The 12017-nt window shown below is 71.2% G+C and carries 10 protein-coding genes; 5 read left to right on the top strand and 5 right to left on the bottom strand.

Annotated elements, in window-relative coordinates:
- Positions 1 to 160 precede the first annotated feature (160 nt).
- Entirely contained in the window at positions 161 to 472 is a 312-nt protein-coding gene (locus ACFYPN_RS15035) for a ferredoxin (RefSeq protein WP_358759133.1), read from the top strand.
- A gap of 20 nt (positions 473 to 492) precedes the next feature.
- On the opposite strand, the gene ACFYPN_RS15040 is transcribed toward ACFYPN_RS15035, so the two are convergent.
- From ACFYPN_RS15040 to ACFYPN_RS15050, 3 genes are all read right to left on the bottom strand, one after another.
- Positions 493 to 1077 (bottom strand): hypothetical protein, encoded by a 585-nt coding sequence (locus tag ACFYPN_RS15040; protein WP_358759135.1) that lies wholly within the window; start codon positions 1075 to 1077, stop codon positions 493 to 495.
- Positions 1078 to 1365: 288 nt separating this feature from the next.
- Positions 1366 to 2307, bottom strand: a complete 942-nt coding sequence (locus ACFYPN_RS15045) for a tRNA (adenine-N1)-methyltransferase (protein ID WP_358759137.1) — start codon at positions 2305 to 2307, stop codon at positions 1366 to 1368.
- 69 nt (positions 2308 to 2376) lie between these two features.
- Positions 2377 to 3621 carry a site-2 protease family protein gene (locus tag ACFYPN_RS15050; RefSeq protein WP_358759139.1) on the bottom strand — a complete coding sequence of 415 codons (1245 nt, stop codon included), beginning with the start codon at positions 3619 to 3621 and terminating at the stop codon, positions 2377 to 2379.
- 104 nt (positions 3622 to 3725) lie between these two features.
- On the opposite strand from ACFYPN_RS15050, the gene ACFYPN_RS15055 reads away from it, so the two are divergent.
- Positions 3726 to 4637, top strand: a complete 912-nt coding sequence (locus tag ACFYPN_RS15055) for a RecB family exonuclease (protein WP_358759141.1) — start codon at positions 3726 to 3728, stop codon at positions 4635 to 4637.
- 10 nt (positions 4638 to 4647) lie between these two features.
- Positions 4648 to 5322, top strand: coding sequence for a response regulator transcription factor (locus ACFYPN_RS15060; RefSeq protein WP_358759143.1), 675 nt, complete (start codon positions 4648 to 4650; stop codon positions 5320 to 5322).
- A 103-nt stretch (positions 5323 to 5425) separates the two neighbouring features.
- Here ACFYPN_RS15060 and ACFYPN_RS15065 read toward each other — a convergent pair whose 3' ends face one another.
- Both ACFYPN_RS15065 and metH read right to left on the bottom strand, forming a co-directional pair.
- On the bottom strand, positions 5426 to 6127 hold the full coding sequence (locus tag ACFYPN_RS15065; protein WP_358759151.1) for an HAD family phosphatase: 702 nt from the start codon (positions 6125 to 6127) through the stop codon (positions 5426 to 5428).
- A gap of 177 nt (positions 6128 to 6304) precedes the next feature.
- Positions 6305 to 9829, bottom strand: coding sequence for a methionine synthase (gene metH / locus ACFYPN_RS15070; protein ID WP_358762049.1), 3525 nt, complete (start codon positions 9827 to 9829; stop codon positions 6305 to 6307).
- A 248-nt stretch (positions 9830 to 10077) separates the two neighbouring features.
- Between metH and ACFYPN_RS15075 the strand changes: the two genes are divergently transcribed.
- Both ACFYPN_RS15075 and ACFYPN_RS15080 read left to right on the top strand, forming a co-directional pair.
- Complete coding sequence (locus ACFYPN_RS15075; protein ID WP_358762047.1) at positions 10078 to 10842, top strand: IclR family transcriptional regulator; 765 nt, start codon at positions 10078 to 10080, stop codon at positions 10840 to 10842.
- A 355-nt stretch (positions 10843 to 11197) separates the two neighbouring features.
- Positions 11198 to 11989 carry an MIP/aquaporin family protein gene (locus tag ACFYPN_RS15080; RefSeq protein WP_358762046.1) on the top strand — a complete coding sequence of 264 codons (792 nt, stop codon included), beginning with the start codon at positions 11198 to 11200 and terminating at the stop codon, positions 11987 to 11989.
- Positions 11990 to 12017: the final 28 nt, after the last annotated feature.

Below are 12017 nucleotides of genomic sequence, written 5' to 3' on the forward strand. Positions count from 1 at the left end.
ACCGCGGGGTGTGTCCGATCTTCACCCTTGCTCTCCCCCTCGTGCCCAAGGGAATACCCACCCTTGGGCACCCGAAAGCAGCCAGTTGTATCGTCGAACCGTTCAACACCCGTCAGGGCCGGCTTCAATTGGTTGAGATACGCAGGGATCGGCAGGACATATGACCGTGCAGCAGGACTCGCCGGGCGCGAGCGACACCGAGGATCTGGAGGTCTGGATCGACCAGGACCTGTGCACCGGCGACGGGATCTGCGTCCAGTACGCCCCCGAAGTGTTCGAGCTGGACATCGACGGGCTGGCCTACGTGAAGAGCGCCGACGACGAGCTGCTCCAGGACCCGGGCGCCACCACACGGGTCCCGCTGCCCCTGCTGACGGACGTGGTGGATTCGGCCAAGGAGTGCCCCGGCGACTGCATCCACGTGCGGCGGGTTTCGGACAGCGTCGAGGTCTACGGCCCGGACGCCGCCTGACGGCTGCGGCGCGGGACTTGTCAGGTGCCGGCGTCGGGCCGCGCGACGGACCGTACGAAGGCTCCGCCCGACCAATGCCAGGTGGTCTCCTCCCGCTGGTCGGGGCAGCACTGGGGCACCTCGTCCGAGGAGTAGCCGAGCGTGGTCGCGGAGACGACGGCGTTCCGCACGGCGAGCGCACCGACCGTCATGCGCAGAGCGGGGTCCACCAGGGTCGCCACGACCCGGGGTGCGGCCCCGCTTCCGTGTGTCAGGACGTAGACGCCGTCCGGCGGCGTGCCCGAGCCGGCCGCGCAGTGCACGGCCACCACGGTCTCGGGTTTCCCGTCGCCGTCCAGGTCGCCGCGGGCCTGCCGTCCGACGGTCTGGCCCACGCTCCCGCAGACGAGCGGGAAGACCACACCGGCCGGGTCGGGGGCCTCGGCGGTGACCCGGGGGACCCCGGCGCCGCCCGGTGCGGCGGACGCGATCGAGGTCGCGGCCGGATCGCCGGGCTGCAGCACGCCGGCGACGGCGACGGTCGCGAACACCGCCGCGGCGGTGGCGAGCCAGTGCATCGTCCTGGAGTCGTTGTGCGCGAGGTCCGGGAGCGCGGAGGGCTGCACGCGGTCTGTCTCCTGATGTTTCCGGGGAGCGTGTGGAACGTCCCCGCCGGGCATCGGCGGCAGGGGGTGGCCAGCATCGTGCCACACCTCACACGGGCGGGGAACAGCGGGGTGCGCGGTGGCCACCGCGCACAACCGGCGGACGCGGACGCCGGTTTCCCGCGGGGACACGCGATGGGCGCCGCCGCCCCGCCTGCCCGGGTCGGTCCGGGAGGGCGGGGCGGCGGCGCCCATCGCTGCACCGCGAGCGGTTCGTGGTGGTCGGTCACCACGGGCCGGACGCGGTCGTCAGTCGCGCACTTCGGCGCTGTCCTCGGTCCCGGCCGTGCGGTCGGCGGAGGTCTTCCGGCCGCCGGGGCCGTCGTAGTCGTCGCCGTAGGCGCCCTTGGAGGGGCGGCGGCGGCGCATCGGGGGCTCGACGCCGTCGGCCAGACGGCGGGCGGTCACCAGGAAGCCGGTGTGCCCGATCATCCGGTGGTCGGGGCGGACCGCGAGACCCTCGACGTGCCAGTTGCGGATCATGGATTCCCACGGCTGCGGCTCGGCGAAGCAGCCGATCTCGCGGAGGGACTCGACCGTCCGCGAGAGCTGGGTGGTGGTGGCGACGTACGCGCAGAGGATGCCGCCGGGCACCAGCGCCTTGGAGACGGCCTCCAGGCACTCCCACGGGGCGAGCATGTCCAGGACGACCCGGTCCACCTCGGTGTCCGAGAGGTTGTCCTGGAGGTCGCCGACGGTGAGCTGCCAGGCCGGGTGCGGGCTGCCGAAGTAGCGCTCGACGTTCTGCTGGGCGATCTCGGCGAAGTCCTCGCGGCGCTCGTAGGAGTGCAGCATGCCCTGCTCACCGATGGCGCGCAGCAGGAAGGTCGAGAGCGCGCCCGATCCGACGCCGGCTTCCACGACGCGGGCGCCGGGGAAGATGTCGGCGAAGGCCAGGATCTGCCCCGCGTCCTTGGGGTAGACCACGGCGGCGCCGCGGGGCATGGAGAGGACGTAGTCGGGGAGCAGGGGGCGCAGCGCGAGATAGGCGACGTTTCCCGTGGTACGGACAACACTGCCCTCGGGAGCACCGATCAGCTCGTCGTGCGGGAAAGAACCCTTGTGGGTGTGGAAATTCTTTCCGGCTTCGAGCGTGAAGGTGTGGTGGCGTCCCTTGGGATCGGTGAGCTGTACTTGGTCCCCGACCTTGAAGGGCCCACGTCGGCGGGCGGCACCGGTCGGTTCAGACATGTGACCAGGGTACCGGTGTTTCCCGGGCCGGCTTCCGCCGGTGGGAGGCCGTCGCTCCTCGCGCGGTCCTCAGGAGCCGGGGCGCGTCATGGCGGCGAGGAAGGCGCGTTCGACGTCGGTCGTGGAGAGGACGCCGTAGACCGCGCCGGTCTCCTCCACGACGAGGTACTCGGTCGCGGGGGTGGCGCGCAGCCGGTCGAGCAGTTCCTCGCCGGCGAGTTCGGCGGGGACCCGCATGCCCTCGTTGAGGTCCTGGGCGAGGCCGCCGACGGCGATCCAGGGACGGCGGTGCTCGGGCACCTGGCCGATGGCGGACTCCCGGACGACGCCCTTCGGCGTGCCCTCGGGGTCGACGACGACGAGGGCGCGGGCCCCCGCCTCGTTGGCCCGGCGCAGCGCCTCGGAGAGGGGGGTGGCGGACTCCACCGGCACCGCGCGGCGGGTGAGGGTGCGGGCCCGGAGCTCGGGGAGGTGTTCGCGCAGGCGCGCCATGCGCAGGCTGTTGCCGGCGCCCGTCCAGATGATGCCCGCGAGGATGGCGGCGAGCAGGGCGTCGGTGACCGTCTCCATGCCGCCGGTCTCGGCCGCGGAGTCACCGGTGCGCGTCAGCAGCGGCAGGCCGATGAGCACGGCGACGGCGAGGCCGCGGCCGACCCAGGCGGCGACGACGGTGCCGCTCATCGGCTTTCCGGTGATCTTCCAGACGACGGCGCGCAGCATGCGCCCGCCGTCGAGGGGCAGGCCGGGCAGCAGATTGAAGACGGCGACGATGAGGTTGGAGATCATCAGTCCGGCGAGCAGGACGCCGGGGACGGTACCGGGCTCCACGAACTGCATGGAGAGATAGAACACGCCGGCCAGGACGAGGGAGAGGAGCGGCCCCACGAAGGCGAGGACGAACTCGCGGCCCGGGGTCTCGGTCTCCTTCTCGATCTCCGAGACGCCGCCGAAGAACTGCAGCTGGATGCGGCGCACGGGCAGCTTGTACCGCAGGGCCACGACCGTGTGCGCGAGTTCGTGCACCAGGACGGAGGCGTAGAAGACGACGGCGAAGAAGAGGGCGACGAGGTAGCGGACCGCGCCCAGCTCGGGCAGTACGCGGTCGAGCTGTCCTCCGAAGACCCAGGTGATGAGCGCCGCGACGACGAACCAGCTGGGGGCCACGTACACGGGCACGCCGAACGGGCGGCCCATCAGCAGGCCGCCACCGGGTCCGGCGGGGCGACGCCGACGGTCCTTTCCCGGTCCGGGGTCCGTTCCCCCCGCACCGGGCTGCGGGCGCCCGCTGTCGCCGCTGTCGTCGCTCTCGTCCACTGGGTCCTTCCGTCCGGGGCGTCTGAGTCGATCATGCAGTGCCCGAGGCTTTGCCGTCGATGGTATGCCGCCCGCTGTCGGTGGCGGGTCGTAGGGTCTGGGGCATGACCTCCGCACCTCGGCCCCCCGCGCCGCCGTCCTCCCTGTCGCCGTCGCGGGCGAACGACTTCATGCAGTGCCCTCTGCTCTACCGCTTCCGGGTCATCGACAAACTGCCGGAGAAGCCGAGCGAGGCGGCCACCCGGGGGACCCTGGTGCACGCGGTGCTGGAACGGCTCTTCGACGCGCCCGCGGCGGAGCGGACGGCGCCGAGGGCGCGGGCCCTGGTGCCCGGGCAGTGGGACCGGCTGCTGGAGTCGAAGCCGGAGCTGACGGAGCTCTTCGCCGAGGACACCGGGGGCGAGCGGCTGGCCGGCTGGCTCGGCGAGGCGGAGCGGCTGGTGGAGCGGTGGTTCTCGCTGGAGGACCCGACGCGGCTGGAGCCGGTCGAGCGCGAGATGTTCGTGGAGACGGAGCTGGAGTCGGGGCTGCGGCTGCGCGGGGTGATCGACCGCGTCGACGTCGCGCCGACGGGCGAGGTCCGGATCGTCGACTACAAGACGGGGAAGGCACCGCGTCCGGAGTACGCGGAGGGCGCGCTCTTCCAGATGAAGTTCTACGCGCTGGTGGTCTGGCGGCTCAAGGGTGTGGTGCCCCGCCGGCTCCAGCTGGTCTATCTCGGCAGCGGCGACGTCATGACGTACGACCCGGTCGTCGCGGACCTCGAGCGGGTGGAGCGGAAGCTGCACGCGCTCTGGGACGCGATCCGGCTGGCGACGGAGACCGGCGAGTGGCGGCCGAGGCCGACGAAGCTCTGCGGTTGGTGCGACCACCGGGCGGTCTGTCCGGAATTCGGCGGGACTCCCCCGGTCTATCCGCTCCCCGTTGTGCTGCCGGAACCCCGCGAGGATGGGGCGGGCAGAATGGGCCAGGTGGGGGCCGACGCCGGTCGGTCCCTGTCCCCGGACGGTTCCTGAGGAGTTCTTCGTGGCAATCCGCGTCCTGCTGGTCGACGACCAGCCACTGCTGCGCACCGGCTTCCGGATGATCCTGGAGGCCGAGGGCGATCTCGCGGTGGTCGGTGAAGCCGGTGACGGGCTCCAGGCCATCGACCAGGTCCGGGCGCTCCAGCCGGACGTGGTGCTGATGGACATCCGGATGCCGCGGATGGACGGTGTGGAGGCGACCCGTCAGATCACCGGACCCGACCGGGACGGTCCGGCGAAGGTGCTGGTGCTGACCACGTTCGACCTCGACGAGTACGTCGTGGAGGCGCTGCGCGCGGGTGCCAGCGGCTTTCTGCTCAAGGACGCCCCGGCGAACGAGCTGGTGCAGGCGATCCGGGTGGTGGCCGCGGGCGAGGCGATGCTCGCGCCGAGCATCACCCGGCGGCTGCTCGACAAGTACGCCGACCACCTCCCGTCCGGCGAGGAGCCGGTCCCGGACGCGCTGCACCGTTTGACCGAGCGCGAGCTGGAGGTGCTGAAGCTGGTGGCGCGCGGTCTGTCGAACGCGGAGATCGCGGCGGACCTCTTCGTCAGCGAGACGACGGTCAAGACGCATGTCGGCCATGTGCTGACCAAGCTACAGCTGCGCGACCGGGTGCAGGCCGCGGTGTACGCCTACGAGAGCGGGCTGGTCCGGCCGGGGGCGCAGCAGTAGCTGACGGGGCGTCCGCCCGGCCCGTCGGTGCGGGTCCGGGACGTCCGTGCGGTGTCCGGGACGTCCGTGCGGTGTCCGGGACGTCCGTGCGGTGTCCGGGACGTCAGTGCGGGTCCAGGACCAGTCTGCGCAGGAATGCCAGGTCGACGTCCTCCAGCGAGCCGACGACCACGCGTCCGGCGGCCGGTGCGATGGGCGCCACCGAGGGGACGGCCACGACCCGGCAGCCGGCGGCTTCCGCCGAGGCGACACCGGTGGCGGTGTCCTCGATGACGGCGCAGCGGGCGGGGTCCGCTCCGAATCCGGCGGCGGCGGCGAGGTAGGGGTCGGGGTGCGGCTTGGTGCGCGCGACCTCGTCACCGGCGATGGTCAGCGCGAAGTGGTGGTGGCCCACCGAGTCGAGTACCCGGTCGATGATCCTGCGGTGCGAGGCGGAGACGAGGGCGGTCGGCACCGCGTGTGCGGAGAGTTCGGCGAGCAGCCGGGCGGCGCCGGGCATGAGGGGCACACCCCGTCCGATGCGCTTCTCGAAGCGGTCGTTCAGCAGGACGGTGAGCTCCTCCAGCGCGATGTCCGCGCCGGTCACGTCGATGAGGTAGCCGGCACTGCGGGTCATCGGCCCGCCGACGACCACCTCGCGCCAGGAGTCGTCCAGCCGGTGGCCGAGGTCGGCGAACACCTCCACCTCGGTGTCCCACCAGAAGCCCTCCGAGTCCACCAGGGTGCCGTCCATGTCGAGAAGGACGGCCTGCAGGGTGGCGCCGTCGGCCGTGCGGGTCAGGGACGCGGGGACCGTACTGGTCATGCGGCACACCTTCCGGGAGGGACGAGAAGGCCGGTCGCCCTTCCGGAGAAGGGCGACCGGCCTGCACTGGACCGACAAGTCTACGACTCGTCCGGCGTTCGCGCGGTGAACGGGTTCCGGCGTTTTCCCGGCCGGTGGACGTCGGGCCGGGGTGCCGCGACCCGCGGGTGACGTGCCTCAGCGCGCGTTGAAGTACTTCGCCTCGGGGTGGTGGATGACGATCGCGTCGGTGGACTGCTCCGGGTGGAGCTGGAACTCCTCGGAGAGGTGGACGCCGATGCGCTCCGGCCGGAGCAGCTCGGCGATCTTCGCGCGGTCCTCCAGGTCGGGGCAGGCGCCGTAGCCGAGGGAGAAGCGCGCGCCGCGGTACTTGAGCGCGAACATGTCCTCGACGTGGTCCGGGTCCTCGCCGGAGTAGCCGAGTTCGGAGCGGACCCGGGCGTGCCAGTACTCGGCGAGGGCTTCGGCGAGCTGGACGGAGAGGCCGTGCAGTTCCAGGTAGTCCCGGTAGGCGTTGGCCTCGAAGAGCTTGGCGGTCTCGGTGCCGATCTTGGAGCCCACGGTGACGACCTGGAGGCCGACGACGTCCCTCTCGCCGGAGTCCTCGGGGCGGAAGAAGTCGGCGAGGCAGAGGCGGCGGCCCCGGCGCTGGCGGGGGAAGGTGAAGCGGGTGCGCTCCGAGCCGTCCTCGTTCAGCAGGATCAGGTCGTCGCCCTTGGAGACGCAGGGGAAGTAGCCGTACACCACGGCGGCTTCCAGCAGGTTCTCGGTCTGGAGCTTGTCGAGCCAGCCGCGCAGGTGCGGGCGGCCCTCGGTCTCCACGAGCTCCTCGTACGTCGGTCCGTCGCCGGCGCGGGCCTGCTTGAGGCCCCACTGCCCCTTGAAGAGCGCGCCCTCGTCGAGCCAGGAGGCGTACTCCTTGAGCTGGATGCCCTTGACGACGCGGGTGCCCCAGAACGGCGGGGTGGGCACCGGGTTGTCGGTGGCGACGTCGGACCGGACGCCGGTCTCGGGCTCGGTGACCTCCAGGACGGCGGTGTCGCGCTTGGGCACCCGGCGCTGCTTGAGTTCGGGGAGGACGGCTCCGGGGACACCGCGCTTGACCCCGATGAGGGCGTCCATCAGCCGCAGGCCCTCGAACGCGTCGCGGGCGTAGCGGACTTCGCCCTCGTAGATCTCGTGCAGGTCCTGCTCGACGTAGGCCCGGGTGAGGGCTGCGCCGCCGAGGATCACCGGGTAGCGGGCGGCCAGCTTGCGCTGGTTCAGCTCCTCCAGGTTCTCCTTCATGATCACGGTGGATTTCACCAGGAGACCGGACATGCCGATGACGTCGGCGCGGTGTTCCTCGGCGGCTTCCAGGATCGCGGAGACCGGCTGCTTGATGCCGATGTTGACGACGTTGAAGCCGTTGTTGGAGAGGATGATGTCGACGAGGTTCTTGCCGATGTCGTGGACGTCGCCGCGGACGGTGGCCAGCACGATGGTGCCCTTGCCCTCCGCGTCGGACTTCTCCATGTGCGGTTCCAGGTGGGCGACCGCTGTCTTCATGACCTCGGCGGACTGGAGCACGAACGGCAGCTGCATCTGGCCGGAGCCGAACAGTTCGCCGACCACCTTCATGCCTTCGAGCAGGGTGTCGTTGACGATGTCGAGGGCGGGGCGGGAGGTCAGTGCCTCGTCGAGGTCGGCCTCCAGACCGTTCTTCTCGCCGTCGATGATGCGGCGCTGGAGGCGCTCGTCGAGGGGCAGGGCGAGGAGTTCCTCGGCCTTGCCGGCCTTCATCGACTTCATGTTGACGCCCTCGAACAGCTCCATCAGCCGCTGCAGCGGGTCGTAGCCTTCGGCACGGCGGTCGTAGATGAGGTCGAGCGCGACCTTGACCTGCTCTTCCTCCAGGCGGGCGATCGGCAGGATCTTCGACGCGTGCACGATGGCGGAGTCGAGTCCGGCCTTGACGCACTCGTCGAGGAAGACGGAGTTCAGCACGACGCGGGCGGCCGGGTTGAGTCCGAAGGAGATGTTGGAGAGGCCGAGCGTGGTCTGGACGTCGGGGTGCCGCTTCTTCAGCTCGCGGATGGCGCCGATGGTGGCGATGCCGTCCTTGCGGGACTCCTCCTGACCGGTGCAGATGGTGAAGGTCAGGGTGTCGATGAGGATGTCCGACTCGTGGATGCCCCAGTTGCCGGTGAGGTCCTCGATCAGGCGCTCGGCGATGGCGACCTTGTGCTCGACGGTCCGGGCCTGGCCCTCCTCGTCGATGGTGAGGGCGATCAGCGCGGCGCCGTGCTCGGAGGCGAGCCGGGTGACCTTGGCGAACCGCGACTCGGGGCCGTCGCCGTCCTCGTAGTTGACGGAGTTGAGGACGGCCCGGCCGCCGAGCTTCTCCAGGCCGGCCCGCAGCACGGGCACCTCGGTGGAGTCCAGCACGATCGGCAGGGTGGAGGCGGTGGCGAAGCGTCCGGCCAGCTCCTCCATGTCGGCGACCCCGTCGCGGCCGACGTAGTCGACGCAGAGGTCGAGCATGTGCGCGCCCTCGCGGATCTGGTCGCGCGCCATCTCCACGCAGTCGTCCCAGCGGGCCTCCAGCATGGCCTCGCGGAACTTCTTGGACCCGTTGGCGTTCGTACGCTCACCGATGGCGAGGTACGAGGTGTCCTGGCGGAACGGGACGGTCTGGTAGAGCGAGGCGGCGCCGGGCTCGGGATGGGGGTCGCGGACGGTGGGGACGACGCCGCGCACCCGCTCGACGACCTGGCGCAGGTGTTCCGGGGTCGTCCCGCAACAGCCGCCGACCAGGGAGAGGCCGTACTCCTGGACGAAGGTCTCCTGTGCGTCGGCGAGACCCTCGGGATCGAGCGGGAAGTGCGCGCCGTCCTTGGTGAGGACGGGCAGACCGGCGTTGGGCATGCAGAGCAGCGGGATGCGGGAGTGCCGGGTGAGGTAGCGCAGGTGCTCGCTCATCTCCGCGGGGCCGGTGGAGCAGTTCAGGCCGATCATGTCGACGCCGAGTGGTTCGAGCGCGGTGAGCGCGGCCCCGATCTCGGAGCCGAGCAGCATGGTTCCGGTCGTCTCGAACGCGAGCGAGACCAGCAGCGGGAGGTCGCTGCCCAGCGCCTCCAGCGCCCGGCGGGCTCCCAGGATCGCGGCCTTGGTCTGGAGGAGGTCCTGCGTGGTCTCGACGATGAGCGCGTCCGCGCCACCGGAGATCAGCCCTTCGGCGTTCTGCTGGAAGCCTTCGCGGAGCTGGAGGTACGGGGCGTGGCCCAGGGTCGGCAGCTTGGTGCCGGGGCCCATCGAACCGAGCACCCAGCGCTGCTGCCCGGTGGAGGCGGTGAACTCGTCGGCGACCTCACGGGCGATGCGCGCGCCGGACTCGGAGAGTTCGTGGATGCGCTCGGGGATGTCGTACTCGCCCAGGGCGGAGGAGTTGGCCCCGAACGTATTGGTCTCCACACAGTCCACTCCGACCGCGAAGTACTCCTCGTGGACGGAGCGCACGATGTCGGGGCGGGTGACGTTGAGGATCTCGTTGCAGCCCTCGAGGTCCTGGAAGTCTTCGAGCGTGGGGTCCTGGGCCTGGAGCATGGTGCCCATGGCTCCGTCGGCCACGACCACACGGGTGGCGAGTGCTTCGCGGAGTGCGTCGGCCCTGCTCGGGCTGGCGGCGGAAGGGGTCGGCGAAGGGGTCGGCAACGAGGCCATGGATGATCTCCCAGGGATGCGACGGCTGTCGGCTTTGCGCACTTCCGGCAGAAGGCGCACCGGGCCAGCGTAGCCCGCCGGCAGCTACCCCTGTGTGAGCGTCCCACCGACCGGACTGCATGCTGTGGCGGAAAAGACGCGGCGGAAGCTCCGGCGGAACACCGCCCCACACCCCGCGCGGAGGTCGGCATCGGCCGATAGTGTTCAGCATTGTCGAACCGAGCGGACGAGTGGAGGAGAACGGCGCGATGGCCAAGAACATCCAGTCGCTGGAGCGGGCGGCGGCGATGCTGCGCCTGCTGGCGGGCGGCGAGCGCCGGCTCGGCCTCTCCGACATCGCCTCCTCCCTGGGGCTCGCCAAGGGTACGGCCCACGGCATCCTGCGCACCCTCCAGCTGGAGGGCTTCGTCGAGCAGGAACCGGCATCCGGCCGTTACCAGCTGGGCGCGGAACTGCTGCGCCTGGGCAACAGCTATCTGGACGTGCACGAGCTGCGCGCCCGGGCCCTCGTGTGGACCGACGACCTGGCCCGGTCGAGCGGCGAGAGCGTCCATCTCGGCGTGCTGCACCAGCACGGGGTCCTGATCGTGCACCACGTCTTCCGGCCGGACGACAGCCGCCAGGTGCTGGAGGTCGGCGCGATGCAGCCGCTGCACTCCACGGCCCTGGGCAAGGTGCTCGCCGCGTTCGACCCGGTGGCGCACAGCGAGGCGCTCGACGGCGAGCGGCGCCCCTTCACCGCGCGCACGGTCACCGCGCAGGACGCGTTCGAGGAGACGCTGTCGCTCACCAGGGCGCGCGGCTGGGCCGACGACACCGAGGAGACCTGGGAGGGGGTGGCGGCGGTCGCGGCCCCCATCCACGACGGCCGCCGGATGCCGGTCGGCGCGGTGGCGGTGACGGGCGCGGTGGAGCGGCTGCGCCCGGGGGGCGAGTTGCGGCCGGAGCTGATCGCCGCGGTACGCGACTGCGCCCGGGCCGTCTCCCGCGACCTGGGGGCCGGCCGCTTCTGACCCGGGGTGCCCCCGACCCCGGGCAGGGCGGGGGCGTACCGGCGTGACGCCCGCACCGCCGAGCCCGCCCGCGTCCCCCTGACCGGGCGGGCTTTCGCGTGCCCGATTGCGACACGGGGTCCGAGTCGTAGGCCACACCCTCTTGACGCCCGCCTCCGTCGGGCGAAACACTGCCGTTCACCGGTCGGCATTGTCGAACGCTCAACGACGATAGGCGTTAGGGTGTGGCAATGCCGAGGGCCGGTCAAGCCCTTGCAGGTGACGCCTCCTCCCGGAGGAGGCGTCACCTGGGGCGTGTACTCCCGGAGGGACCCGGGGGTATGCATTCCCCTGGACGAAGGACAAAGGAGTCACGGTGTCCAGCTCCGACATCTTCATCGGCGAGACCATCGGTACCGCCGTACTCATCCTGCTGGGCGGTGGAGTCTGTGCCGCCGTCACGCTCAAACGCTCCAAGGCCAAGGACGCGGGCTGGGTCGCCATCACCTTCGGCTGGGGCTTCGCGGTGCTCACCGGCGCGTACCTGGCGGGCGGTGTGTCCGGGGCCCATCTCAACCCGGCCGTCACCATCGGCCTCGCCATCCAGGGCGGTACCCCGTGGAGCGAGGTGCCCCTCTACCTCGGATCGCAGCTGCTCGGTGCCGCCATCGGAGCGGTGCTGGTCTGGGCCGTGTACTACGGGCAGTTCCGGGCCCACCTGACCGACCCGGAGATCATCGGCACCGCGAACCCCGCCGAGGGCATGGTCGACCAGACCTCCGCCCCCGACGCGGGACCGGTGCTCGGAATCTTCTGCACCAGCCCGGAGATCCGCAACGCCGTGCAGAACGTGGTCACCGAGGTCATCGCCACCGTCGTGCTGGTGCTGGCGATCCTGACCCAGGGCCTCAACGACGACGGCAACGGACTCGGCACGCTGGGCGCGCTCGTCACCGCCCTGGTCGTGGTCGGCATCGGACTCTCGCTCGGCGGTCCGACGGGTTACGCCATCAACCCGGTCCGCGACCTCGGCCCGCGTATCGTGCACGCACTGCTGCCGCTGCCGAACAAGGGCGGCTCCGACTGGGGCTACGCCTGGGTACCCGTCGTGGGACCGCTCATCGGCGGCGCCCTCGCCGGACTCCTCTACAACGTCGCCTTCGCCTGATGCGAAGCGCCCGGCAGACGCCTCCACC

This window comes from Streptomyces sp. NPDC005576, assembly GCF_042871745.1.
GTDB lineage: Bacteria > Actinomycetota > Actinomycetes > Streptomycetales > Streptomycetaceae > Streptomyces.

Bases quoted from the DNA above. Each gene is read 5' to 3' on its own strand.
- ACFYPN_RS15065 (WP_358759151.1), bottom strand. From the start codon at position 6,127: ATGACCAGTACGGTCCCCGCGTCCCTGACCCGCACGGCCGACGGCGCC.
- ACFYPN_RS15055 (WP_358759141.1), top strand. From the start codon at position 3,726: ATGACCTCCGCACCTCGGCCCCCCGCGCCGCCGTCCTCCCTGTCGCCG.
- ACFYPN_RS15045 (WP_358759137.1), bottom strand. From the start codon at position 2,307: ATGTCTGAACCGACCGGTGCCGCCCGCCGACGTGGGCCCTTCAAGGTC.
- metH (WP_358762049.1), bottom strand. From the start codon at position 9,829: ATGGCCTCGTTGCCGACCCCTTCGCCGACCCCTTCCGCCGCCAGCCCG.
- ACFYPN_RS15075 (WP_358762047.1), top strand. From the start codon at position 10,078: ATGGCCAAGAACATCCAGTCGCTGGAGCGGGCGGCGGCGATGCTGCGC.
- ACFYPN_RS15035 (WP_358759133.1), top strand. From the start codon at position 161: ATGACCGTGCAGCAGGACTCGCCGGGCGCGAGCGACACCGAGGATCTG.